A 24,269-nucleotide genomic window follows, 5' to 3' on the forward strand; every position below is an offset into this window, starting at 1 on the left:
ATTCTAAGGATTTTTTATGAAACGAGATATCGTAATAATTGGTGGAGGTATTATTGGTTTAATGAGTGCTTATTACTTGCATAAAGCAGGTAGAACAGTTACTTTAATAGATGAAAATGATATTACAAATAATACTTCTTTTGGAAATGCAGGTTTATTATCCTCTTTTGATAAAGCACCTTTAAGTCATCCGGGAGTTGTTGGTGAAACAATAAAAATGATGTTAAAAGGGGAGTCTCCTGTTAAACTTCATCCTAAATTTGACTATGAACTTTTTAAATGGCTTTTGGCTTTTGTGAAAAATGCAAATGAAGAAAGACTAAAAAAAACACTTATTCTTTTTGAAAAATATGGGCAAAGAACAATCGATTTTTATAAACAAATTCAAAAAGAAGAAAACTTAGATTTTGATTTTCACCATACTGGAATGTTATCTGTTTTTACAGAGCAAGATAGTTATGATAAAAAGCTAAAACAGTATAACTATGAAGATAGTAATAGATTTGAAATACTTACTAAAAATAGAATTGAAGAGTATTTACCTTGTGCAAGTTCTGATGTAAAAGGAGCAATTCTATTTAAGAAAAATGCCCATTTAGATCCTCAAAGAGTAATGCTTGAAATGAAAAGATATCTAACTGAAAATGGTGTTGAAATAATATTAAATGAAAAAATAGAAGACATTAGTTTTAGTGATGAAAAAGTAGTAAGTGTTAGTTCAAAAAGTGCAACATACGAAGCAAATAGTTTTATAATGGCAACAGGATATCAAACACTTTTAGCAAAAAGAAGAAAAAAAGAGCTTCTAATGACACCTGCAAAAGGTTATAGTATTACTTTTGATATGCCAGAAGAATTAAAACCTAAAACTTCTTGTTTATTCAATGACTTATTTATTGTGATGACACCAAGAAGAAATGATGTAAGACTTACTTCAAAACTAGAGTTAGGTTCTTCAAATCCTGCTATTGTAAAAGCTCAAATAGATAGTATAAAAGAAAACTTTAAAAAGTATACAAAACCTTTTGAGATGAAGAATATAAAAGAGTGGAGTGGCTTTAGACCGTTAACACCAAATGATAGACCATTATTTGGAAAAGATGAAGAGTATGACAATCTTGTATATGCAATGGGACTTGGTTGGCTTGGAATGACTTTTGCTCCAAGTATTGCAAAAACACTTGAAAATCTAATTGTAAATGATTTGAAAAATGAAGAAGATGATGATGTTCTTCTTTTCTCTGGATTCTACCAAGGGTAGGGTCCAAAGAATAAGTATTTAGTTTCTAAGATTTGCTGTATAAGCTTGTAATTTATCTCTTACATCAGCACTTTGCGTTTGCTCATTTATTTTATCCATCATATTAGCAAAAGATGAAAGTTTATTTTCGCTATTACTATTTGCAGTTTCTTGCGTTACACTAAATAGAGCTGCTGCGTAGTTTGCATCTGTAGTAATATCATTTTTTGTATTTAAAAATTGCTCTTGTAAATTTAAGTTATTTAATCCACTATCTCCAAGAAAGTTGGAAAAATCCTCTTTTGAAATATTTCCATTTTTTAATTCATCTAAATTGTATAGAAAATCCTGCTGTAAAGCTTGTGTTTGAATATCTTCTTGTGCAACAGCACTTATACTTACAACTGAAGCAGAACCAATCTCGCTTACAGGAGCAATTTGGTCTACTGGATCTGGTGTTTCAAAAGTTTGACTTGAAGGTTGTATAGAAAAATCAGAATAGTCTGGTATATCTAAACCATAACTATCAATTGATGAAATATTCATAATATATCAACTCCCTTCATTTTGTTATAACTTAATTCTACAATAAAAAAGTAAATGAACAGTGTATGACTTGTAACTATTTATATAAATAAAAACTTAAATATTTAATTTAATTAAGTATTTTAAAGAATAGTGAGATAAGATTTCAACATGAATGATTATAAAAATAAAAATATATTTTTTACAGGAAGAACAAACCTAATTGATTTAGAAGAATTAGAAAAGTATTTATTGCAAAAGGGTGCAGTTCTTGTTGATAGTATACAAAAAGCAGATATTGTTATAAAGGGTAAATTTACACCTATTGTTATAGAAGAGGAGTTATATGAACTTTCATTGACTCAATTAGATATTTTAGAAATTGATAAATTAGAAGAGGAGTTTTCAAAGAATCTAGATATAGATTCAATTTTAGTTGCTATTAAAATATCTAAAAACCAAGAGAGGTTAATAAAACTTCTAAGTAATGAGTATTTTGAAGATGAGATATTTATAAAACTATTAAGTTTATATGATTTTAAAAATGAAGATATATATGATACTGATGAAAATAGAGATGTTTGTACAAAAATAGTTGAGAGATTTTGTAGTTTGGTTGAAACAAATCATAATATACAATATGCTCCTATTGGTGTATATTATACAGCTTTAGAAGCTAATAGTTCAAAACTTTTAGAAGTTATCTATAATATGCCAGACTTTTCAATCTCAAGTAAAAATGCTTATGAAGATCAACCTTTGAGTTTAAAAGAAGTTGTTGCTTTAAATCCAAATAGTTCAAAGAGCATGCATTTGCAGATTATAAAAAACAATAGAGTAAATGAGTTAAAATTTTTGGCATTAAATGAAGCAATCTCTCCTATGATTCAAAAAAAGCTTTTTGAAAAAGGTAGACAAGAAGTAAATCTTTCATTGATTAAAGCTTCTAATTATGATGACTCAATGATTGAAGAGTTTTTAGATAATGATATTCTAAAAAAACAGCTTTTTAAGACTATAAAATTAGATGAAAATTCTTTTGAAAAGTTTTTTGAAAATATAGATGATATTTCACTTATTTATTTAAGTATGAATAGTAGTTTAACAAGTGAAATGATTGATAAAGCATTTGCTAAAAATATTGATAATTCAAATATAAATCTATTAAAAAATAAAAATTGTCCTAAAAATAGAGTAGAGGAATTTTTAAAAAAAGAGGATAAAATCTATAATATCTCTTTAGCTCATAATGAAGCATTAAATCAAGAACAGTTTGATTTTCTATATAGTTTAAATGATTATGATGTTAATATCTCTTTAGCTTCAAATATTAAAACACCAAGTACAATTTTAAAAGATTTAAGTCTAAAAGAAGATAGAGCTATAAATGAGATTTTATGTGCAAATACTTCTACTCCTATTGGGGTATTATTACAATTTCAGTATGATGGTGGTTTAAAATCAATTATCTCTAATAATGATAGTTTTAGAGAGTTTACAAGAAAAAATATAGGAATGTAAAATGAAAGCGAGTGCTTTAAAAAACTCTTTAGAATCTTTGATACAAAGTAAAGTACCTGTATTTATTTGGGGAAATCCAGGGGTAGGAAAATCTTCACTTGTTAAACAAATAGCTAATCAAAAAAATATGAATTTTATTGATTTAAGACTAAGTTTATTAGACCCTACAGATTTAAGAGGTATTCCTTTTTTTCAAAGTGAAACAAAAAGTGCAGTATGGGCAAAACCTGAATTTTTACCAAATAGTGAGATTGAAGAGGAAGGAATACTTTTTTTGGATGAAATAAATTCAGCTCCTCCAACTATTCAAGCTGCTGCATACCAATTAATTTTAGATAGAAAGATAGGTGAGTATATTCTTCCTAAAAATTATGCAATCATTGCAGCAGGAAATTATGAAACTGATAGAGGTGTAACTTATAGAATGCCAACACCATTAGCAAATAGGTTTGTTCATCTTGATTTTGATTTAGATTTTGATGAATGGAAAAAATGGGCATATGATTCTAATATAGATAGTAGAATTATCTCATTTTTATCTTACAAAAGTGAGAATCTATTTACTTTTGATGCAAAGTCGAAAGAAAAATCTTTTGCAACTCCTAGATCATGGTCTTATGTTGATGATATATTAAAATCAAATTTAGATATAGGTTTACTAGAAGAGGTTATAAGTGGTGCCATTGGAAAAGATAGTGCTGTAGAGTTTATGAACTATTGTAAGGTTATGAAAGAGTTACCAAGTATTGATGATATATTAGAAGGAAAGTTAGATACTGTACCATCTAATAATTCTGTTTTATATGCTTTATGTACTGGTTTAACTTATGCTTTAAAGCAAAAAGGTGATAACAAAAGAATCACAAATGTTTTAAATTACTCTTTAGAGTTGCCAAATGAGTTCTCAGTAATGCTTATTAGAGATATTCAAAAAGAGGGTATCAATATAGAGAGTTCACCTTCATGGAAAACATGGAGTGATGCAAATAAGTTTTTGATTGGATAAATTTTGCAAAATCAAATAGAGCAAAGAATATCAAGAGTTAAGTCTTCTCTTATAATAGAACAGCCTTATTTTGGTTCTATTGCTTCAAGTCAAAAAGCTGTTTTAAATAAAGATTTAAAAACTTATCTCTCAACAAGTTTAAATTTTGAATACAACGATGATTATATAAACTCTTTAAGTGATGAAGAACTAGGTTTTGTGCTTACAAACTCAGCAATGCATCAAGCTTTTTTACATGATAAAAGAGTAGATTCTAGAATGCAGTGGCTTTGGGTTTTAGCTACTGATTATGCAATAAATTGTTTACTTGTAAATAATGGCTTGGAATTACCTGATGGGGTAAATTATGATGAGAGATTTGATGATATGAGTGCAGAAGCAATATACTCAGCATTAGAAAATGAAATTGATGATGATAAACATACTCCTGAACAAGTATCTCAAATAAAGTTTGAAAGACATCAAGAACAAGAAATAGATGATAATCAAGAGATACAAGATATGCATGAACAGCTTTTAAATAAAGCTAAATTACAAGGTGATTTACCCTTAGGAATAGAAATTCTAGTTCCTAATATATATGAAGGAAAAATATCTTGGGAGCAAGAACTTTATAATATCATAGAGCAGTCTGTAAGATTTGATTATAGATTAATACCTCCTAACAAGAGATATATTTCTCAAGGTTTTGCATTGCCATCTTTACAGGGAACAAAAGCAAAACTAGTAGTTTGTATCGATAGTTCTGGCTCAATTGATGGTAAATTACTATCGAAGTTTTTAGCAGAAGTAGAATTAATTATGAATAGTTTTGAAAATTTTGAGATTGATTTATTAGTTGCAGATGTAAAAGTTCATGAACATCATATTTTATATGCTGGTGATGAATTGTCATATACTTTAAAAGGTGGCGGTGGTACAAATTTTGAGAATACTTTTATTTATATAGATGAGAATATAGATGAGGTAAATTTACTTTTATATTTTACTGATGGTTTTGGTAAGTTTCCCAATGAGGAACCTTCATATGAGAGTGTTTGGGTTCTAAGTGAAGATATAGAAGTTCCTTTTGGAAGAAAACTTCTATTAATCTAAACTCTTATATTATTAATTTTTATGTTGTAAATAGTCTGAAAACAGGTATGCTATTTTGCATATGCATAAGTAATATAAGTGCGAATGAAAAAGCAGCTAAAATGCAGCTGTTTTTAAATCCTTTAATCATTAGTGTTCTCATTTTTAATCTCCTAGAATGTCCAAAGAAGCCAAGTTCGCGTATAACTTCTTGATTTTAATTCGTAGACTAGATTAAAATTGCCAATTGCATTGGATATAAGAGTGTGCAATCCGGCTATCTTAAATCTAAGACCCGTGACTTTCCGTCCCTACCTCACGATAGGTTTGGCTATATTAATTTTAAGTTATTTTTTATTACAAAAAGCTTATTTGTGGGAAAAATTTAGTTTTATTTACTCATTTTTCTAATTAAATCTTTTCCTTTTTCTGTAAGATTTGGATAAATCATAAATTCAAAAAATACCTCTTTTGATTCTTGGAGTGTCTCTAAAGTTACATCTCCTGTTGTTGAAGCAAATGTTTGCCAGTAAGCTGTAATAAACCAATGTAACTTAGCTCTTTTATGAAGTGAACTTCTATTTAGTTCTTTTAACAAGCCTTCTTTTATTAAATAGTTTAGAAGATTTTCTATTTGATTAATTCTTAATTCTTGATTCGAAGCAAAAGCCTCTTTTAACTTTGAATCCATAGCTATTAGAACTGTTGCATCTCTTAATATAAACCTGTATTTAAAAAATAGTTTTGCATATTGATTGAACATTTCATCCATTGCTTCAAAAAAATTTTCATGTAAAAGCATTTTCTCAAAGCTATTTAGTTCAACAAATTCAGAACTTAACTGTAGATATAAATCTAGAATGATTTCTTCTTTATTTTTATAGTGGTAGTAAAGATTTCCAGGAGATATTCCTGCTTCTTTTGCTATATGGTTTGTTGTTATACTTAATGAATCTATTTCATTAAATAGTTTAAGGGCATTTTGTTTTATTTTTGTTTTTGCATCTATCTTTTTTTTCATAAGGGTATTTTAACATTTTAGAGCTTTTACTTAATAAATTAGAGTAATTACTCTAAAGTTAAGTTCCTTGTAAAATAATCTATATTAAAATCTTTAAATAACAAGAAGGATTACACATGAAAGCAAAAGCAGGAGATGGATTGCCTCTTATTGAAAGAGCTGTTATTAGGTACTTTTTGATACCAGTTGTAAGATTACTTATGACATGGAATTTAGCTCTTTTTTTATTAAAAAGAGAAAGAAAGATTATTGAAAACTTGACGAATTTATTAAGTGACGAAGAAAAAGAAAAAAGAGTAAAAGTAGATAGAACTTTTGCAATAGAAGAACATAGTAGTGATTATTCAATCAATATGATTTGTGAACATTTATATATTACGAGTGAGGTAATCATGGAAGTAATAGACTCTTTATCAAGGGAAAAGGAATATAAAAAGAGTATTACAATAGAAAATGTGAAGCCTATTGGAAAAGATAAAGATTCAATAAAAATTTTTTTAGACTTTATGAATAAGTATGAGCTGTTTATAAAAGAACATAAGAAAAATCAATCAACTATGACAAAAGCTCATCCTTGGTTTATTAATTTTAACAATCATGATTGGAGTTGTTTTATGTTTATGCATACTTTTATTCATAGAAGACAAATTGAAGAAATATTAAGAGTTCAAAGGTTAAACAATGAGTAATTATATGGGAACAATTTTTAGAATAGGGTGTATTTTTATCTTTTTAGTAAGTGTGTGGATTACTATAGCTTTGGTTATATTTTTATTGATTACTTTTTTATTTAGTATAAACTTAACTTTACCTATACTTCTTTGTTTAATTATGGGTATTTTAATAATAAGAATATTCTATCCAAAAAATATATTTAAAAATTAAAGGATTAATATGAAAAATGTTTTTAAAGACTTTTACAAAAACAATTTTATTTTTAAGGGTAAAGAAAAGCTTTCAAAGCTAACAATTGTATTTATAATATTACTAGATTTATTTGTTCTTTCTATTCTTCAAATGGGAATTGATTTTCAAGTAAATATAATAAACAATCCAAACAACTCATATTCTAAACTTTGTAATAATCTTGTAAATTCAAATAAAATAAAAAGTTTCGAGAGTTATTACTATTATACATATGAGAATGAACATAAATATAACAATATTCAAAAAGAAGAAATATCACCAAGTTGTAAACAAATTGTTACATTACTTGATGAAGTAAAAAAACAGCATAATATAAATGAATTAAGAAAAGAAAATCAAATATTAAAAAATGAGTTAAGAACTATTAATAATCAGTTAGATTTTTACAGAAAAAACTATAATACAAAATTATTTGAAAACATACAAACTGATAATACAAAAAACATAGATTCAAGTATAAAAGAGAAGTACAATATGTACTTAGAAAAAAATAAAGAGCTAGCTAATAAGATTGACAATTTAGAAAAAACTTTTTCTTCTTCAAAAAGTATTAAAAAATTGGTTTCGTATATTGATATAAATAAAGACTTGATAAAAGAAAATCATAAGGCACAAATTAAAATATATGAAGTGAAAAAAGATTTAATTACACTTGCGTTTTTAATTCCTTTATTGCTTGTTGCTTTTTATTCAATGAAAAAGTTTTTGTTAAAAGAAAATTATGTTGTATATGTAATTGCAAAGAATATTTTAGTGATTATATCAATACCAACAATTATTTCATTTATATCTTTAATTTATACACTACTACCAAAAGTCTTTTTTGAAAAGCTTATGCAATTCTTTGCAAACTTAGAAATACCATTTGTTGTTTACTATTTTGCATTAGGTGTTTTAGTAATCATTTTTACATTTATAATAATAAGAATACAAAAAAAGTATAGAGAAAGTAGTAGTGAGTTTCAAAATACAACTATCTCAAAAATTGAGTCATTTAATAAAAGTATTTGTAATAGCTGTAACAATAAGGTTAATTATGAAACAATGAATTTTTGCCCTAACTGTAAAAATGAATTAAGAGTAAAATGTAACTCTTGTGGAAATATGACTATTTCATTTTTAAAGTATTGTTGTTCATGTGGAGAAGAAAGATAGTTTATAAAAGATAGTATGTTCATTGTGTAACTTTTAAATGTTAGTATAAATAATAGGAGTTACACATGTGGACAGAATCTATAGATTTATATTGTGAAAGAGTTGATACATCTTTTTGGGCTGAACCTATAAATACTTTAACGAATTTAGCTTTTATACTCGCTTCATTATATGCACTATATATTCATAAAAAAGAGGGCTTAAATAATAAGCCATATATATTTTTATCCATAATGGTTGGTTTTATTGGTGTAGGCTCATTCTTATTTCATACTTTTGCTAATACTTGGAGTTCTCTTGCTGATACAATTCCTATATGGTCATTTGTTGTTTTATATGTATTGTTTATACTTAGAATAATTTTCAAGGCCACATGGTTTAAAACATTACGAATAATGACAATAGTATTTGTTTTAGCATACTTAGGATTTGACCTTGCAAATAGTGAAAACTCAAATACAAAGCTTTTAAACGGCTCTTTACAATATGCACCAGCATTATTCTTTATGTTTATATTCTGCATCTCTTTGTATGTTAAAAGAAGAATTTTATTTAAGTATTCTGTCATTGCTTTTTTTGTTTTCATAATTTCTCTTACTTTTAGAACATTTGATATATATTTGTGTAACAACTTAAATATAGGTACACATTTTATGTGGCATATTCTAAATGCACTAATGTTGTTTATTTTACTATATACTTTACATGCTGCTGTAAAAGAGAATAGGCTAAATACAAAATATTAAAGATTTTACTTAAAATAGACATTCAATAAAATTAAATTCTTAATAAAATAAAAGTATGTATTGTAAATGAATATAGTTGTATATAACTATATAGTTTTATATATTGAAATAGTTGAATGCAAGTATATAGCGTAAATTGTTTCCATTTTGTAATAGTCCTATTTTTTAAGGTTTATCCTTAGTTTATACTTAAAAAGATACTAAAAATACTACATATTTCCTTTTATAAAGGAAATAAAATATTGTTTTTTTACACCAAAACCCCATAATACTTGACATTTAATACATTTTAAGTTATAATCCGCGTCCACTAAATGTGGTTAGAGTGCTTTTTCGGCACATCTAACGAGTTCTTTAAAGGAAAAAAATGGAAAAAATCAGATTAAAGCTTAAAGCTTACGATCATAGAGTTTTAGACAGAAGTGTTGCTTCAATTGTTGAAGCTGTTAAAAGAACTGGTGCTGAGTTAAGAGGTCCAATCCCTCTTCCAACTAAAATCAGAAGATATACAGTTCTTAAAGGTCCTCACGTAAACAAGGATTCAAGAGAGCAATTCGAAATCAGAGTTCACACTAGAATGATTGATATCATTGCAGCGACTCCTGATACAGTTGATTCATTAATGAAACTTGACTTAGCTCCTGAAGTTGATGTTGAAGTTAGATCTATGGGTCAAGAATAAGAAGAAAGGGTAATAAATGGAATTTATCGTAGAAAAAATTGGTATGAGTAGAACTGTTTCAGTTCCTGCTGTTCCTGTTACACTTTTAAGAGTTCTAGATACTAAGGTATGTGAAGTGACTGACGGTGTAGCAATTGTTTCTTATGCTTCTGGAAAGAAGATGAACAAAGCAATTGAAGGTCAACAAAAAAAATATAATCTATCTAAAGAGTTTAATAGATTTGCAACAGCAACTGTAGCAAATACTGAAGCTGGTGATTTAGATGTTGCTCCTTTATCTGAAGCGAAAGTTTTAAAAACAACTTTCAAAACTAAAGGTAGAGGTTTCCAAGGTGGGGTTAAAAGATGGAACTTCGCTGGTGGTAGAGCATCACACGGTCACAGAATGGGTAGAAGAACTGGTTCAATCGGTAACTGTGAATGGCCAGGTAGAGTTATGCCAGGTAAGAAAATGCCAGGTCAATACGGAAATACAAATGTAAGTGTTAAAAATGATGTAGTTTCATTTGACGCTGAAACTGGAATTTTAGTTGTTAAAGGTTCAGTATCAGGACCAAATGGTGCATTAGGAAAAGTAAAGGTTGCTAAATGAGTAATGCAGTAGTATTAAACGAGAAATTTGAAAATAATGGTGAGTTAGCATTACCAGCAAGTTATGAAGAGATTAACTCTCACAACTTATACTTATATGTTAAGTCGTACTTATCTTCATTAAGAGCAAATACAGCTAGAGTTAAAAACAGATCTGAAGTTAGCGGTGGTGGTAAAAAACCTAAAGCTCAAAAAGGTTCTGGTGGTGCTAGATGGGGTTCTAAAAGATCTCCTTTATTCGTTGGTGGAGGTCAAGTATTTGGACCATCTGCAAGAAACTATAACCAAAAAGTTAACAAAAAACAAAAAGCTTTAGCATTAAAATTCGCTTTAAATGCACAAGCTAACAATGGTTCATTATTTGTAGCAGATTCTGTTAAAGTTGAATCAGGTAAGACTAAAGACGCAGTTGCAGTTTTAAGTAAACTAGACAAAAGAGATACTCTTGTTGTAGTTGATACAATTGATGAGAAAACATACTTAGCGTTTAGAAATGTTAAAAACTGTTATATGGTTGAAAAGCAAGAAGTTAACGCTTATTTAATTGCTGCATACCACTCAGTACTAATTGAAAAATCAGTATTTGATGCATTAACAAAAGAGGCTTAAGATGGCAGATATTACAGATATTAAAGCGATATTATATACAGAAAAAACAATCGAGCTTCAAGAAAATGGTGTAATCGTTGTTCAAACTAGTCCAAGAATGACTAAAAACGGTTTAAAAGAAGTATTTAAAGAGTATTTTGGTGTTACTCCATCAAAAGTAAATTCTTTAAGACAAAATGGTAAAGTTAAAAGATTTAGAGGAAAGCCTGGTAAAAGACCAGATTTCAAAAAATTCTACGTTACATTACCAGAGGGCGCTGAAATAGCGAACCTATCAGCTTAAGGAGATTATAGATGGCAATTAAAAAATTTAGACCAATAACTCCTGCAAGAAGATTCATGTCTGTTATGGATACTTCTGATATTACTTCTAAACCAACAGTTAGATCTTTACTTGTAAGAGTAAAAGCTTCAGCTGGTAGAAATAATAACGGTAGAATCACTTCTAGACATAAAGAAGCAGGTGCTAAAAAATTATATAGAATTATCGATTTCAAAAGAGATAAATTTGGTGTTGAGGGAACAGTATCTACTATTGAGTACGACCCATACAGAAACTGTAGAATTTGTTTAGTTACTTATGCTGATGGTGATAAGAGATATATCTTACAACCTTCTGGATTAAAAGTTGGTGATAAAGTTCAAGCTGCTGAGTCTGGTTTAGATATTATTCCAGGTAATGCTATGAGATTAAAATCTATCCCTGTAGGTACTATGGTTCATAACATTGAGATGAAACCAGGTAAAGGTGGACAAATTGCAAGATCTGCTGGTGGATATGCTCAAATTATGGGTAGAGAAGACAAGTATGTTATCTTAAGATTACCATCTGGTGAAATGAGAAAAATTTTAGGTGTATGTATCGCTACAATTGGTATTGTTGGAAACGAAGATTACATCAATATGGTTGTTGGTAAAGCTGGTAGAACAAGACACATGGGTATTAGACCTCAAACTAGAGGTTCTGCAATGAACCCAATTGATCACCCTCATGGTGGTGGTGAAGGTAAAACTAACTCAGGTAGACATCCAGTTACTCCATGGGGTATGCCAACTAAAGGTTACAAAACTAGAAAGAAAAAAGCTAGTGACAAACTAATCATTTCAAGAAGAAAGAAGTAAGGGTTTAAAAGATGGCAAGATCAATTAAAAAAGGTCCATTTGTAGATGCACACCTAATGAAAAAAGTTATCAAAGCTAATGAAGCTAATGATAGAAAACCAATTAAAACTTGGTCAAGAAGATCAATGGTATTACCTGATATGATTGGTTTAACTTTTAATGTGCACAATGGAAGAAACTTTGTTCCTGTAAATATTACAGAGAACCACGTTGGATATAAATTAGGTGAATTTGCACCAACTAGAACATTTAAGGGTCACAAAGGCTCTGTACAGAAGAAGGCGTAATCAATGGGTAAAGCAATATTAAAATTTATTAGACTTTCTCCTACAAAAGCAAGATTAATTGCTAGAGAAGTTCAAGGTATGAATGCTGAGTATGCTATTGCATCTTTAGAATTTACTCCTAACAAAGCTGCTGGAATCATCTCAAAAGTTATTGCATCTGCAGTAGCAAATGCTGGTTTAGAGCCAGAAGAAGCTGTAATTACTTCAGCTAGAGTTGACAAAGGTCCAGTTCTTAAGAGATTTACTCCAAGAGCTAGAGGTAGTGCATCACCTAAGCACAAACCAACTGCACACATTATGATTGAAGTAGCGGCTGCTGAAAAAGGAGATAAGTAATGGGTCAAAAAGTTAATCCAATAGGTTTAAGATTAGGTATCAATAGAAACTGGGAATCAAGATGGTTTCCTAAGTTCAACAACATGCCAGCAAACGTTGCTGAAGATGATAAAATTAGAAAGTTCGTTAAGAAAGAGTTATACTACGCAGGTGTTGCTCAAACTATCGTTGAAAGAACTGCTAAGAAAATCAGAGTTACAATCGTTGCTGCTAGACCTGGTATCATCATTGGTAAAAAAGGTGCAGACGTTGAAAAATTAAAAGTAAGTCTTTCTAACTTAGTTGGAAAAGAAATTGCTGTTAATATTAAAGAAGAGAGAAAGCCACAACTTTCTGGTCAATTAGCTGCTGAAAATGTTGCTCAACAATTAGAAAGAAGAGTTGCATTTAGAAGAGCTATGAAAAGAGTTATGCAAAACGCTCTTAAATCTGGTGCAAAAGGTATTAAAGTATCTGTTTCTGGTAGACTTGGTGGAGCTGAAATGGCTAGAACTGAGTGGTACTTAGAGGGTAGAGTTCCTTTACATACTTTAAGAGCTAGAATTGATTACGGATTCGCTGAAGCTCATACAACTTACGGTTGTATCGGTATTAAAGTTTGGATCTTCAAAGGTGAAGTTTTAGCTAAAGGTATTCCTGCTGAAAGAACTGAAGAGCCTAAGCAAAAGAGAAGACCATCTAAAAGAAGAGGTAAATAATCATGTTAATGCCTAAAAGAACTAAATACAGAAAAATGATGAAAGGCCGAAATAGAGGTAAAGCTCATAGAGGTAACTCTTTAGCATACGGTGAAATCGGTCTTAAGGCAACTGAGCACGGAAGAATTGATTCAAGACAAATCGAATCTGCCAGAATTGCTATGACAAGAAAAGTTAAAAGACAAGCGAAAGTTTGGATTACTGTATTCCCAGATAAGCCACTTACTGCTAAGCCATTAGAAACAAGAATGGGTAAAGGTAAAGGTGCTGTTGATAAATGGGTTATGAACATTAAGCCTGGAAGAATTTGTTTTGAAATGGCAGGTGTATCTGAAGAGTTAGCAAGAGAAGCTTTAACTTTAGCACAACATAAATTACCATTTAAAACTAAAATTGTAACAAGAGATAGCGAAAATGAACTATACTGATTTAAAAGACAAAAGCCTTAACGAGCTTCAAGAGTTATTAAAAGAAAAAAAGGTGCTTCTTTTTGAATTAAAAGCGAAGCTAAAAACTATGCAGTTAACAAATACATCTGAATTAAAAGCGGCTAAAAAAGATATCGCTAGAATTCAAACAGCTATGACTGCAGCAAAAGCTAACTAAGGATCCAAAGTATGACACATAAAAGAGAGATTCAAGGTGTAGTGGTAAAAAAATCTGGAGATAAAACAGCATCTATTTTAGTTACTAGATACGTTTTACACCCAAGATATCACAAGACTGTAAAAAGATTTAAAAAATATTTAATTCACGATGAAAGAAACGAATTAAATGAAGGTGACAAAGTTATCGCTGTTGAGTGTAGACCTTTATCAAAAACTAAGTCTTTCAGATTAAAAACTATTGTTGCTACAGGAGTTAAGTAATGATTCAAAGTTTTACAAGATTAAACGTAGCTGATAACACAGGTGCTAAAGAAATCATGTGTATCAAAGTTCTTGGTGGATCTAAAAGAAGATATGCATCTGTAGGTGATGTAATTGTTGCTTCTGTTAAAAAAGCTTTACCAACTGGAAAAGTTAAAAAAGGTCAAGTAGTTAAAGCAGTAGTTGTTAGAACTCACAAAGAAGTTCAAAGAGAAAATGGTTCATTAATCAGATTTGACGACAATGCAGCAGTTATTTTAGATGCTAAAAAAGACCCAATTGGTACAAGAATCTTTGGACCTGTTGCTAGAGAAGTAAGATATTCAGGTTTCATGAAAATCGTTTCACTTGCACCGGAGGTATTATAATTATGGCAGTTAAATTAAAAATCAAAAAAGGTGATACTGTAAAAATCATCGCTGGTGATGACAAAGGTAAAACTGGAGAAGTTTTAGCTGTATTACCAAAAGAAATGAAAGTAATCGTTAAAGATTGTAAAGTTGCTAAAAAAACTGTTAAGCCTGATCAAGAGAAAAACCCAGAAGGTGGTTTTGTAAACAAAGAAATGCCTATTGACGTTTCAAATGTAGCAAAAGTAGAAGGTGAGTAAGATGGCAGCAAGATTATTAGAAAAATATAATGCAGAAATTAAATCAGCATTAGAAACTGAATTCCCAAAAAACAAAATGTTAACTGCTAAGTTAGAAAAAGTAGTTATCTCTGTTGGTGCGGGTGAAGCTATGAAAGATAGTAAATTAATGCAAAACATTCAAGATACTATCTCTTTAATTGCTGGTCAAAAAGCAGTTAAAGTTATTGCTAAAAAATCAGTTGCTGGTTTTAAAGTAAGAGAAGGTTACCCTGTAGGTGTTAAAGTTACACTTAGAGGTGAGAGAATGTATGAATTCTTAGACAAATTATGTTCTATTGCATTACCAAGAGTAAAAGACTTCCAAGGTTTAAACAGAAATGGTTTTGACGGAAGAGGAAACTTCAACTTCGGTTTAGATGAGCAATTAATGTTCCCAGAAGTAGTTTATGATGATATTATCAAAACTCACGGTATGAATATTTCAATTTCTACTAGTGCTGATAATGATGCTGAAGCATTTAGATTATTAGAGTTAGCAGGAATTCCATTTACAAAAGGAAGAGCGTAATGGCAAAGAAATCTATGATTGCTAAGCAAAAGAGAACTCCTAAGTTCTCTTCTAGAGCATACACAAGATGTTCAGTGTGTGGTAGACCACACTCAGTATACAGAGACTTCGGACTTTGTAGAGTTTGTTTAAGAAAAATGGCTAACGAAGGTTTATTACCAGGTGTTAGAAAAGCTAGTTGGTAGGGAGAAAATAAGCTATGATGAATGATATAATCGCAGATGCTTTAACTAGAATTAGAAATGCTGCAATGAGAAAATTAGACGTTGCAACATTATTACATTCAAATACAGTTGTAGGAATCTTAGAAGTATTACAACAAAAAGAATACATTGAAAGTTACAAAGTTATCGAAGGTGAAAACAACAAGAGAACTGTTCAGGTTACATTAAAATATGATGATAATGATAACTCTGTAATTAACGAAATTAAAAGAGTTTCTAAACCAGGTAGAAGAGTTTACAAACCTTTTAATGAATTAAAAAACTTCAAAAATGGATATGGTACAATCATTGTTACAACTAACAAGGGTGTTATCGCTAACGATGAAGCTTACGCTTCTAAAGTTGGTGGTGAAGTACTATGTACAGTATGGTAGGAGAGTGTAATGTCTAGAATTGGAAAAAAACCTATCGCAATCCCTTCAGGGGTTGAAGTATCAGTTGATGGTACTATTGTAAACGTAAAAAAAGGTAACAAAACTATTCCTGTTGAAACACACGGAAGAGTAACTGTAGAAACTGCTGAAAATCAAGTTGTTTTAGGAAAAGTTGGTGAAGAAAAAGAATCAGCTGCTTTCTGGGGAACTTACAGAGCATTAATTAACAACGCTATCGAAGGTTTAGATAAAGGTTTCCAAAAATCTTTAGAAATCAACGGTGTTGGTTATAGAGCTGCTGTTAAAGGTAAAGTTTTAGAGTTACAATTAGGATACTCTCACCCAATTAATTACGATATCCCAGAGGGATTAGAAGTTACTGTTGAGAAAAACTTAATTCACGTTAAAGGTGCAGACAAACAACAAGTTGGTCAAGCTGCTGCAATTATTAGAGGCTTTAGAAAACCAGAACCTTACAAAGGTAAAGGTGTTAAATATACTGACGAGCATATCGTTAGAAAAGCCGGAAAAACTGCGAAGTAAGGTGTGAATGATGAGTAGAGCAAAAGATCTAGCAAAGAAAAATGCATTAAGAGCAAAAAGAAAAAGAAGAGTTAGAGGATCAATTTTTGGTACTGCTGATAAGCCAAGAGTATCAATCTTTAAATCTAACAAATACTTAAGCGCTCAAGCGGTTAACGATGTTGAAGGTGTTACTTTAGCAGCTGTTAGTTCTCAAAATATGGGATTAAGAGCAACTAAAGAGAACGCAGAGAAAGTTGCAGCACAATTCGCTGAGAACTTAAAATCTGCTGGTATTGAAACAGTAGTATTTGATAGAAATGGATACCTTTACCATGGTGTTGTTGCAGCATTTGCTGATGCACTTAGAGCTAACGGTATCAAATTATAAGGGTTAATGATGGCAGTAAATAGAGAAGATTTTCAAGAAGCAATCGTTAAAATCGGAAGAGTAACAAAAGTTGTAAAAGGTGGTAGAAGATTCAGATTTACAGCTTTAGTTGTTGTTGGAGATAAAAACGGAACAGTTGGATTTGGTACAGGAAAAGCAAAAGAGGTTCCTGATGCAATTAAAAAAGCTTTAGATGATGCATTTAAATCTTTAGTAAAAGTTAATATTCATGGTACAACTATTGCACATGATATTGAGCACAAATATAATTCATCTAAAATATTATTAAAACCAGCATCAGAGGGTACAGGACTTATCGCTGGTGGAGCTGCAAGACCAGTTCTTGAGCTTTCTGGAGTTAAAGATATTATTGCAAAATCTTTAGGTTCAAATAATCCAAACAACCTTGTACAAGCTACAGTTGAAGCTTTAGCAAGAATCAAAGGATAGTAAGATGGCATTAGAAAATTTACAACCAGCAGCTGGTAGTACAAAAAACAGAAAGAGAGTAGGTAGAGGTCAAGGTTCAGGAATGGGTAAGACTGCTACTAGAGGTCAAAAAGGTCAAAAATCTAGATCTGGTTACAAGATCAAGAGAGGATTTGAAGGTGGTCAAATGCCAATGCAAAAAAGACTTCCTAAGATTGGATTCTTCTCAAGAGTAGCTAAGCCTTACTCTATCAATGCTGATAAAGTTAAAGCTATTGCTACACTTGACGAGATTACAGTTGAGTCAATCAAATCTGTATACAAATTATCTAAATCAGTTGTGAAAGTTAAATTAGTTGGAGCAACTGCTAAAGATTTAGCATCTAAAATTAAAGACGAAAACGTAACAACTACTGGAAAATAGTTATGAGTAAAGATCTAATAAATAAGATTCTTATTACATTAGGTTTTATTTTACTATACAGGTTACTGGCATACGTGCCAGTACCTGGAGTAAACATAGACGTAGTTAAAGAATTCTTCGATTCAAATGCAAACAATGCATTAGGTCTTGTTAATATGTTTAGTGGTAACGCAGTTGAAAGACTGTCTATCATATCACTAGGAATTATGCCTTACATCACAGCTTCTATTATTATGGAATTGTTAGCTGCAACTTTCCCTGCACTTGGTAAAATGAAAAAAGAGAGAGATGGTATGCAAAAATATATGCAAATCATCAGATATACTACTATTGTTATTACATTAATTCAATCTATTGGTGTATCAATGGGATTAAACTCTTTAACTGGTCAAAATGGGCAAGGTGCAATTTCAATCGATATGAATACATTTATATTTGTATCTTCTGTATCAATGTTAACTGGTACTATGCTTCTTATGTGGATTGGTGAACAAATCACTCAAAAAGGTATAGGAAATGGTATTTCATTAATTATCTTCGCTGGTATTGTTTCTGCAATTCCAAGTGCAATTGGTGGTACTATTGATTTAGTTAATAATGGGCAAATGAACTTCTTAACTGTAATTGCAATCTTAGTTATTATTTTAGCTACTGTTGGTGCAATTATTTATGTTGAGTTAGGTGAAAGAAGAGTTCCAGTATCATATTCAAGAAAAGTTATGATGCAAAATCAAAAGAAAAGAGTTATGAATTATATACCTATTAAGGTTAACTTATCAGGTGTAATTCCAGCAATTTTCGCTAGTGCAATTTTAATGTTCCCTGCAACAGTGTTACAAGGTTCACAAAATGAGTACTTATTGGTTATAGCTGATTACTTAAGCCCAAGTTCTTATACTTTTAACGTATTTATGTTTTTATTTGTAGTATTCTTCGCATTCTTCTATGCAAGTATTACATTTAATGCAAAAGATATTTCTGAAAACTTAAAGAAACAAGGTGGATTTATTCCAGGTGTTAGACCAGGAGCAAGTACAGCTGATTTCTTAAATGAAGTTGCAAGTAGATTAACATTCTGGGGAGCTATCTATTTAGGTGCTATCTCAACTGTTCCTTGGTTAATTGTAAAAGGAATGGGTGTTCCATTTTATTTTGGTGGTGTTGCAGTACTAATCGTTGTTCAAGTTGCTATTGATACAATGAGAAAAATTGAAGCACAACAATATACAAATAAATATGAAACATTAAGTGCAGTAGGTCTATAAAAATGGCTATTCCAATTAGAAAACCTAACGAAATAGCTAAACTTAAAGTAGCAAATGAAATTGTTGCTAAAACACTTAATTATCTTAATGAAAACGTAAAACCTGGCATGACTTTATTAGAAGTCGATGCCATGGGTGAAAAATTCTTAAGAGATTTAGGGGCAAGACCATCATTTAAAGGTCTTTATGGTTTCCCTAATGCAATTTGTACTTCTTTAAATGAAGTAATTATTCACGGAATACCAGATGATACTGTTTTAAAAGAGGGTGATATACTTGGCCTTGATATTGGAACAGAAGTTGATGGATGGTATGGTGATTCTGCGATAACTATGCCAATTGGAAAAATATCAAAAGAAGATGAAGAATTAATTGCTTGTGCAAAAGACTCTTTATATTATGCTATTGATATTATTCATGAAGGTATGAGATTTAAAGAACTTTCAAAAGCTATTGAAGACTTTATTGTAGCAAGAGGTTATCAACCACTTGTAAGATTCTGTGGTCATGGTATTGGAAAGAAGCCTCATGATGAGCCGGAAATTCCAAACTACTTAGAAAATGGTAGTCCAAAATCTGGACCAAAAATTAAAAATGGTATGGTATTTTGTTTAGAACCTATGATTTGTCATAAAGATAGAGAACCTGTTATTTTAGAAAATGATTGGGATGTTGTATCTAAAGATGGATTAAGAGGGAGTCATTACGAGCATACTGTTGCTGTTGTTGATGGCAAAGCAGTTATTTTAAGTACAGTTGAAAACTAGGGAGACACAAAAATTGGCAAAAGATGATGTAATTGTAATTGATGGTAAGGTTATTGAAGCTTTACCTAATGCAATGTTTAGAGTTGAATTAGATAATGGCCATGTAGTATTATGTCATATCTCAGGAAAAATGAGAATGCACTACATTAAAATTTTACCAGGTGATAAGGTTAAAGTAGAAATTACTCCTTATTCATTAGATAAAGGTAGAATTACTCACAGATATAAATAAGGAATTTTTTCCTTATTTATTCTTTTTTTGGTTTCATAAAATATACAAAACTATGAAGCCTCTAACAATTAATATTTCGCGCAATTTAAAAAGTTTATTAAAAGTTATGGCTTCATAGCTTTATATATTATTATTATACTCTTTTCTTCGTTAGATTAATCTCATGTTCAATTATTTCTTTTTGTTTAATAAGTATTTCAAGATTATTTTTTAGTAGTTCCTTATCCTTATAGGAATTTATTATAAATTCATAAAGCTTAGGTCTATTTTTCTTCCAATTATGTAATGTAGTTTTATTTACTTCTAAATCCTCTTCTAATTTTCTAAGACTTGGAGTAGTCATTTTAACCTTTCTTATAAAGAATTGAAATATTTTATAAAATATTGGAACAAAAGTCAATAAAAATTTATAATATTGTTCCAAATATTGGAATAAATAGTTAACAAAGTAAGTTTTTTGTACAATTTTACATGACAAAATTAACTAAATATAAATTATTACATCATTTAAAGTTTTTGAAATCTATTGGTTACTCGTATCATGAGCCAATAAATTTTATATCTACTGAGATAAATGGATTTAAATTACCTAATAATATTGAAGCTTTAAAAAATAGTGTTGAAAATTGTTACTTATGTGAACTATCTAAAACAAGAAAAAATACTGTTTTTTCAAGTGGTAATAGTGATGCTAAAATTATGTTTATTTCAGATTTTCCATCATCTATTGAAGATGAAACAGGAAAAATACTTGTTGGAAAAACAGGTGAACTTCTTACAAAAATGATTGAGAACGTTTTAAATATAAAAAAAGAAGAAGTTTATTTTGCAAATATTTTAAAGTGTAAACCTATAAATACAAGTTCTTTTAGTAATGAAGCTAATTTATGTAAAACCTATTTATTTAAACAAATTGAGCTTATAAAACCTAAAATAATCGTAACACTAGGTGAAAACGCATATAAGTATTTAACAAATGAAGATGTTAATATTAATATGTTGAGAGGTCAAACTATAAATTATAAGGATATGGTTTTAATACCAACTTTTCATCCAAGTTTTTTACTTAGAAATCCCTCATCTAAAAAAGATGCATATGTTGATATGCTAAAAATTAAAAATCAATTGGAGTCTTTAAATTGAAACAGTTATTAAGTATTATATTTATTGCAGCTATATTTATTGGTTGTACGCCAAAACAAGAAGTAGTAATTGATATTCCAAATGAAGCCAGTGAGCAACTTGGAAAACCTATTACAAATGATTTTGAATTAGGTGAAAAAGTTACTGAAGAGGTAGAAGTATTTGATCCTTTAGTTATTCAAGAAAATGAGTTTGCATTAGAAGAGTCATCAAAATTTGTAAAAATCGCTGTTGTATATCCTTCTAAATTAATAGGCTCATATGCTAAAAGTTCTGTTAATACAATCTTAGGTTATTTATCTTTTATGAAAGCGAACTATAGTGTTAAAATATATGATACAGAAGATGAAACGCCTCAAAATATCACAAAAGCTTTTGAAGATTTAAAATCAGATGGTTTCGCAAAAGTTATAGCTTTATTTACACCAAATGCCTTAGGGACTTTACATAGTTTAGATAGTTCTTCTTTAAATGTTTATTTACCATTAAATAATAAAGATGAATATGAAACTTTTAGTGAAAATTTTGTTTATGGCGCTATTTCATATGATAGACAGATAAAAAAATTAATCGAATATTCTAATATTAATCATACAATGTTTTATCAAGAATCTTATATTGGAAAAAGATTAAAAGAGAAATATGAACAACAAGTTCCTCTTACAAAAGTTACAAAGCTTATTAAAAATAAAAGAAACTATTTTAAAGGAATTGTAAAAGATTATAAATTAAATAATTCAACTCTTTTTTTAAATACTAAACTTGTTAAAACATCAATAATTTTATCTCAACTAAGAGCATATGAAACAGAGCCCAAAGTGATTTTATCTACACAGTTAAACTTTAATCCTAAGATTATTGCATTAACTCAAGAAAAAGATAGAAGTAACTTTGTTGTTGCTAGTTCTATTGATAAAGTTGATGATAAATTAATTGATACTATTGAGATGTTTGGTGCTGATGTTGAATACAATTGGGTTGATTATTCAACATTAGTTGGAATTAATTATTTATTTGAATCAAGTAAATCAAATGGAATTAATACAAAAATTGAAGAAAATCAGGTTATTTATGAACCTAAGTTGTATAAAACCACTAGATTTGGTTTTTTAGAAATTAAGTAAAAGTTAGATAAAATCGCGCATATTTATATTTATGGAGTTTTGAATTGAGAACGCATTATTGTACAGAAGTAACTGAAAAGAACATCGGGGAAAAGGTTACTGTTGCTGGTTGGGTAAACAGTAGAAGAGACCACGGTGGAATTATATTTATTGATTTAAGAGATAAGGGTGGAATAGTTCAATTAGTAGCAGATCCAAAAGTTTTACCAGAATCTGAAAGTGTAAGAGATGAGTTTGTATTAATTGCAACTGGTGAAGTAAGAGAAAGAGGTGAGGGATTAGAAAATCCAAATTTAATTACTGGTAAGATTGAAATAGTTTTAGATGAATTAGTAATTGAAAATAGATCTAAGCCAATGCCATTTGATTTAAATGATGAAAAAGTAAATGATGAGATTAAATTAAGAAATAGATTCTTAGAATTAAGATCATCAAAAATGTTTGATATTTTCAAATTAAGATCAAAAGCAACTATTCAAGTTAGAAATACATTAGATGAACTAGGTTTCTTAGATGTTGAAACTCCAATTTTAACAAAATCAACACCAGAGGGAGCAAGAGATTATCTTGTACCATCAAGAGTACATCCAGGTGAATTTTATGCATTACCACAATCTCCTCAATTATTTAAACAATTATTAATGGTATCTGGATTTGATAAATACTTCCAAATAGCAAAATGTTTTAGAGATGAAGATTTAAGAGCTGATAGACAACCAGAATTTACTCAAATAGACGTTGAAATGAGTTTTTGTAATCAAGAAGATGTAATTAAAGTAGCTGAGAGATTAATCTATGATGTATTTACAGCTTGTGGAAAAGAAGTACCATCTACTTTCCCAAGAATTACTTATGCAGATGCTATGGAAAAATATGGTTCTGATAAACCTGATTTAAGATTTGATATGGCTATGGTAGATGTTATTGATATTTTTGCTAACTCTACAAATGAAATTTTTGCTGATATTGCAAAAGATACAAAAAACAATAGAATCAAGGCTTTAAGATGTCCAAATGGAGATAATATCTTCTCTAAGAGACAAATGAAAGGTTTCGAAGATTACGTTAGAAAGTTTGGAGCTAAAGGTTTAGGTTACTTCCAAATGAAAGAAGATGGATTAAAAGGTCCTTTAACTAAATTCTTCTCTGAAGAAGATTTAGAAGCTATTGTTAAAGCAACTGAATTAGAAGTTGGTGATGTTGTATTCTTCGGTGCAGGTGATAAGAAAACTGTATGGGATTACATGGGAAGATTTAGACTTTACTTAGCAGAACAAATGGAAATTATTCCAGCAGACGTTTATGAGTTTGTATGGGTTGTTGATTTCCCAATGTTTGAAGTTGAAGAAGGAAGAACAAAAGCATTACACCATCCATTTACTATGCCTAACTTAGAAAAATGTGATTTAGATAATATTGAAGATATTGAAGATATTGAATCAATTGCATATGATATCGTATTAAACGGTACAGAGCTTGGTGGTGGTTCAATCAGAATTCATAAAGAAGAGATTCAAGCAAAAGTATTCAAATTAATGGGAATTTCTGATGAAGAAGCTAAAGAGAAATTTGGATTCTTATTAGATGCACTTCAATATGGAGCACCATCTCACGGTGGTTTTGCAATGGGTCTTGATAGAATGATTATGTTACTTGCGGGAACTGACTCAATTAGAGATGTTATTGCATTCCCTAAAACTCAAAAAGCTCAATGTTTATTAACTCAAGCACCAAGTGATGTTGATGCTGAACAATTAAAAGAGTTAAGCTTAAGAATTAGAAAAATAGAACAATAATCTTTAATA

At 29.7% G+C, this 24,269-nt stretch carries 37 protein-coding genes and 1 riboswitch; of the genes, 33 read left to right on the top strand and 4 right to left on the bottom strand.

From position 1 onward, the window contains the following. Window positions 1-16 precede the first annotated feature (16 nt). A complete protein-coding gene (locus ACH5BF_RS10030; protein ID WP_423274103.1) occupies window positions 17-1,261 on the top strand; it encodes an NAD(P)/FAD-dependent oxidoreductase in 1,245 nt (414 codons plus the stop codon). A gap of 18 nt (window positions 1,262-1,279) precedes the next feature. On the opposite strand, the gene ACH5BF_RS10035 is transcribed toward ACH5BF_RS10030, so the two are convergent. After that, window positions 1,280-1,786: a hypothetical protein gene (locus ACH5BF_RS10035; protein ID WP_423274104.1), complete on the bottom strand. Its 507-nt coding sequence runs from the start codon at window positions 1,784-1,786 to the stop codon at window positions 1,280-1,282. Between the two features lie 150 nt (window positions 1,787-1,936). Between ACH5BF_RS10035 and ACH5BF_RS10040 the strand changes: the two genes are divergently transcribed. From ACH5BF_RS10040 to ACH5BF_RS10050, 3 genes are read left to right on the top strand one after another with little or no spacing between them, the layout of a single operon-like run. Beyond that, window positions 1,937-3,286 (top strand): hypothetical protein, encoded by a 1,350-nt coding sequence (locus ACH5BF_RS10040; RefSeq protein ID WP_423274105.1) that lies wholly within the window; start codon window positions 1,937-1,939, stop codon window positions 3,284-3,286. Window position 3,287: 1 nt separating this feature from the next. Continuing rightward, entirely contained in the window at window positions 3,288-4,292 is a 1,005-nt protein-coding gene (locus ACH5BF_RS10045; RefSeq protein WP_423274106.1) for an ATP-binding protein, read from the top strand. Between the two features lie 3 nt (window positions 4,293-4,295). Further along, window positions 4,296-5,387 carry a vWA domain-containing protein gene (locus tag ACH5BF_RS10050; RefSeq protein ID WP_423274107.1) on the top strand — a complete coding sequence of 364 codons (1,092 nt, stop codon included), beginning with the start codon at window positions 4,296-4,298 and terminating at the stop codon, window positions 5,385-5,387. Window positions 5,388-5,406: 19 nt separating this feature from the next. Here ACH5BF_RS10050 and ACH5BF_RS10055 read toward each other — a convergent pair whose 3' ends face one another. Next, window positions 5,407-5,529, bottom strand: coding sequence for a hypothetical protein (locus tag ACH5BF_RS10055; protein WP_423274108.1), 123 nt, complete (start codon window positions 5,527-5,529; stop codon window positions 5,407-5,409). A 101-nt stretch (window positions 5,530-5,630) separates the two neighbouring features. Next, window positions 5,631-5,708, bottom strand: a riboswitch (cyclic di-GMP riboswitch). Between the two features lie 49 nt (window positions 5,709-5,757). Beyond that, window positions 5,758-6,387 (bottom strand): TetR/AcrR family transcriptional regulator, encoded by a 630-nt coding sequence (locus ACH5BF_RS10060; protein ID WP_423274109.1) that lies wholly within the window; start codon window positions 6,385-6,387, stop codon window positions 5,758-5,760. Window positions 6,388-6,503: 116 nt separating this feature from the next. Here ACH5BF_RS10060 and ACH5BF_RS10065 point away from each other — a divergent pair, with 116 nt between their 5' ends. From ACH5BF_RS10065 to infA, 26 genes are all read left to right on the top strand, one after another. Continuing rightward, the gene (locus tag ACH5BF_RS10065; protein ID WP_423274110.1) at window positions 6,504-7,076 is read left to right on the top strand and encodes a hypothetical protein; all 573 of its coding nucleotides are present in this window, start codon (window positions 6,504-6,506) and stop codon (window positions 7,074-7,076) included. Window positions 7,077-7,281: 205 nt separating this feature from the next. Beyond that, the gene (locus ACH5BF_RS10070) at window positions 7,282-8,469 is read left to right on the top strand and encodes an ABC transporter permease (RefSeq protein WP_423274111.1); all 1,188 of its coding nucleotides are present in this window, start codon (window positions 7,282-7,284) and stop codon (window positions 8,467-8,469) included. A 65-nt stretch (window positions 8,470-8,534) separates the two neighbouring features. After that, on the top strand, window positions 8,535-9,215 hold the full coding sequence (locus ACH5BF_RS10075) for a ceramidase domain-containing protein (protein WP_423274112.1): 681 nt from the start codon (window positions 8,535-8,537) through the stop codon (window positions 9,213-9,215). Window positions 9,216-9,582: 367 nt separating this feature from the next. Next, entirely contained in the window at window positions 9,583-9,897 is a 315-nt protein-coding gene (gene rpsJ / locus ACH5BF_RS10080; protein ID WP_423274113.1) for a 30S ribosomal protein S10, read from the top strand. Between the two features lie 16 nt (window positions 9,898-9,913). Beyond that, window positions 9,914-10,489, top strand: coding sequence for a 50S ribosomal protein L3 (rplC, locus tag ACH5BF_RS10085; protein WP_423274114.1), 576 nt, complete (start codon window positions 9,914-9,916; stop codon window positions 10,487-10,489). Beyond that, the gene (rplD, locus tag ACH5BF_RS10090) at window positions 10,486-11,097 is read left to right on the top strand and encodes a 50S ribosomal protein L4 (protein ID WP_423274115.1); all 612 of its coding nucleotides are present in this window, start codon (window positions 10,486-10,488) and stop codon (window positions 11,095-11,097) included. Before rplC ends, rplD begins: the two co-directional genes overlap by 4 nt. A 1-nt stretch (window position 11,098) precedes the next feature. Next, entirely contained in the window at window positions 11,099-11,380 is a 282-nt protein-coding gene (locus ACH5BF_RS10095; protein WP_254577568.1) for a 50S ribosomal protein L23, read from the top strand. Between the two features lie 11 nt (window positions 11,381-11,391). Continuing rightward, window positions 11,392-12,219: a 50S ribosomal protein L2 gene (gene rplB / locus ACH5BF_RS10100; protein ID WP_423274116.1), complete on the top strand. Its 828-nt coding sequence runs from the start codon at window positions 11,392-11,394 to the stop codon at window positions 12,217-12,219. A gap of 11 nt (window positions 12,220-12,230) precedes the next feature. Then, complete coding sequence (gene rpsS, locus ACH5BF_RS10105; RefSeq protein WP_423274117.1) at window positions 12,231-12,506, top strand: 30S ribosomal protein S19; 276 nt, start codon at window positions 12,231-12,233, stop codon at window positions 12,504-12,506. Between the two features lie 3 nt (window positions 12,507-12,509). After that, window positions 12,510-12,842, top strand: coding sequence for a 50S ribosomal protein L22 (rplV, locus tag ACH5BF_RS10110; RefSeq protein ID WP_254577571.1), 333 nt, complete (start codon window positions 12,510-12,512; stop codon window positions 12,840-12,842). Beyond that, the gene (gene rpsC / locus ACH5BF_RS10115) at window positions 12,842-13,540 is read left to right on the top strand and encodes a 30S ribosomal protein S3 (protein ID WP_423274118.1); all 699 of its coding nucleotides are present in this window, start codon (window positions 12,842-12,844) and stop codon (window positions 13,538-13,540) included. Before rplV ends, rpsC begins: the two co-directional genes overlap by 1 nt. Before the next feature lie 2 nt (window positions 13,541-13,542). Continuing rightward, window positions 13,543-13,968, top strand: coding sequence for a 50S ribosomal protein L16 (gene rplP / locus ACH5BF_RS10120; RefSeq protein WP_423274119.1), 426 nt, complete (start codon window positions 13,543-13,545; stop codon window positions 13,966-13,968). Beyond that, complete coding sequence (rpmC, locus tag ACH5BF_RS10125; RefSeq protein WP_423274120.1) at window positions 13,955-14,146, top strand: 50S ribosomal protein L29; 192 nt, start codon at window positions 13,955-13,957, stop codon at window positions 14,144-14,146. The genes rplP and rpmC overlap by 14 nt, the downstream gene beginning before the upstream one ends. 11 nt (window positions 14,147-14,157) lie before the next feature. Further along, window positions 14,158-14,409 (top strand): 30S ribosomal protein S17, encoded by a 252-nt coding sequence (rpsQ, locus tag ACH5BF_RS10130; protein WP_423274121.1) that lies wholly within the window; start codon window positions 14,158-14,160, stop codon window positions 14,407-14,409. Then, window positions 14,409-14,777 carry a 50S ribosomal protein L14 gene (gene rplN / locus ACH5BF_RS10135; RefSeq protein WP_404307105.1) on the top strand — a complete coding sequence of 123 codons (369 nt, stop codon included), beginning with the start codon at window positions 14,409-14,411 and terminating at the stop codon, window positions 14,775-14,777. Before rpsQ ends, rplN begins: the two co-directional genes overlap by 1 nt. A gap of 2 nt (window positions 14,778-14,779) precedes the next feature. Beyond that, on the top strand, window positions 14,780-15,019 hold the full coding sequence (gene rplX, locus ACH5BF_RS10140) for a 50S ribosomal protein L24 (RefSeq protein ID WP_423274122.1): 240 nt from the start codon (window positions 14,780-14,782) through the stop codon (window positions 15,017-15,019). Between the two features lies 1 nt (window position 15,020). Continuing rightward, a complete protein-coding gene (gene rplE, locus ACH5BF_RS10145) occupies window positions 15,021-15,569 on the top strand; it encodes a 50S ribosomal protein L5 (RefSeq protein ID WP_423274123.1) in 549 nt (182 codons plus the stop codon). Next, complete coding sequence (locus tag ACH5BF_RS10150) at window positions 15,569-15,754, top strand: type Z 30S ribosomal protein S14 (protein WP_254577578.1); 186 nt, start codon at window positions 15,569-15,571, stop codon at window positions 15,752-15,754. The genes rplE and ACH5BF_RS10150 overlap by 1 nt, the downstream gene beginning before the upstream one ends. A 14-nt stretch (window positions 15,755-15,768) precedes the next feature. Beyond that, entirely contained in the window at window positions 15,769-16,167 is a 399-nt protein-coding gene (gene rpsH / locus ACH5BF_RS10155; RefSeq protein WP_423274124.1) for a 30S ribosomal protein S8, read from the top strand. A gap of 9 nt (window positions 16,168-16,176) precedes the next feature. Beyond that, window positions 16,177-16,710, top strand: a complete 534-nt coding sequence (rplF, locus tag ACH5BF_RS10160; protein ID WP_423274125.1) for a 50S ribosomal protein L6 — start codon at window positions 16,177-16,179, stop codon at window positions 16,708-16,710. Between the two features lie 10 nt (window positions 16,711-16,720). After that, window positions 16,721-17,080, top strand: coding sequence for a 50S ribosomal protein L18 (rplR, locus tag ACH5BF_RS10165; protein WP_423274126.1), 360 nt, complete (start codon window positions 16,721-16,723; stop codon window positions 17,078-17,080). 9 nt (window positions 17,081-17,089) lie between these two features. Continuing rightward, window positions 17,090-17,530 carry a 30S ribosomal protein S5 gene (rpsE, locus tag ACH5BF_RS10170; RefSeq protein ID WP_423274127.1) on the top strand — a complete coding sequence of 147 codons (441 nt, stop codon included), beginning with the start codon at window positions 17,090-17,092 and terminating at the stop codon, window positions 17,528-17,530. A gap of 4 nt (window positions 17,531-17,534) precedes the next feature. Further along, complete coding sequence (gene rplO / locus ACH5BF_RS10175; protein ID WP_423274128.1) at window positions 17,535-17,933, top strand: 50S ribosomal protein L15; 399 nt, start codon at window positions 17,535-17,537, stop codon at window positions 17,931-17,933. 2 nt (window positions 17,934-17,935) lie between these two features. Next, entirely contained in the window at window positions 17,936-19,198 is a 1,263-nt protein-coding gene (gene secY / locus ACH5BF_RS10180) for a preprotein translocase subunit SecY (protein WP_423274129.1), read from the top strand. A 2-nt stretch (window positions 19,199-19,200) separates the two neighbouring features. After that, the gene (gene map / locus ACH5BF_RS10185) at window positions 19,201-19,965 is read left to right on the top strand and encodes a type I methionyl aminopeptidase (protein WP_423274130.1); all 765 of its coding nucleotides are present in this window, start codon (window positions 19,201-19,203) and stop codon (window positions 19,963-19,965) included. A 13-nt stretch (window positions 19,966-19,978) separates the two neighbouring features. Continuing rightward, on the top strand, window positions 19,979-20,197 hold the full coding sequence (gene infA / locus ACH5BF_RS10190; protein ID WP_072682044.1) for a translation initiation factor IF-1: 219 nt from the start codon (window positions 19,979-19,981) through the stop codon (window positions 20,195-20,197). 133 nt (window positions 20,198-20,330) lie between these two features. Here the strand turns inward: infA and ACH5BF_RS10195 are convergent, their stop codons facing one another. After that, window positions 20,331-20,540 (bottom strand): transcriptional regulator, encoded by a 210-nt coding sequence (locus ACH5BF_RS10195; RefSeq protein ID WP_423274131.1) that lies wholly within the window; start codon window positions 20,538-20,540, stop codon window positions 20,331-20,333. 128 nt (window positions 20,541-20,668) lie between these two features. Here ACH5BF_RS10195 and ACH5BF_RS10200 point away from each other — a divergent pair, with 128 nt between their 5' ends. Genes ACH5BF_RS10200 through aspS form a run of 3 tightly spaced genes read left to right on the top strand, consistent with a single transcriptional unit; the run spans window position 20,669 to window position 24,260 of the window. Beyond that, complete coding sequence (locus tag ACH5BF_RS10200) at window positions 20,669-21,340, top strand: uracil-DNA glycosylase (RefSeq protein ID WP_423274132.1); 672 nt, start codon at window positions 20,669-20,671, stop codon at window positions 21,338-21,340. Continuing rightward, a complete protein-coding gene (locus ACH5BF_RS10205; protein ID WP_423274133.1) occupies window positions 21,337-22,464 on the top strand; it encodes a hypothetical protein in 1,128 nt (375 codons plus the stop codon). The genes ACH5BF_RS10200 and ACH5BF_RS10205 overlap by 4 nt, the downstream gene beginning before the upstream one ends. Window positions 22,465-22,508: 44 nt before the next feature. Next, window positions 22,509-24,260, top strand: coding sequence for an aspartate--tRNA ligase (aspS, locus tag ACH5BF_RS10210; protein WP_423274134.1), 1,752 nt, complete (start codon window positions 22,509-22,511; stop codon window positions 24,258-24,260). The last annotated feature ends 9 nt before the right edge of the window (window positions 24,261-24,269 follow it).

The organism is Arcobacter pernae (assembly GCF_049472135.1).
In the GTDB taxonomy this organism is placed as follows: Bacteria; Campylobacterota; Campylobacteria; order Campylobacterales; family Arcobacteraceae; genus Arcobacter_B.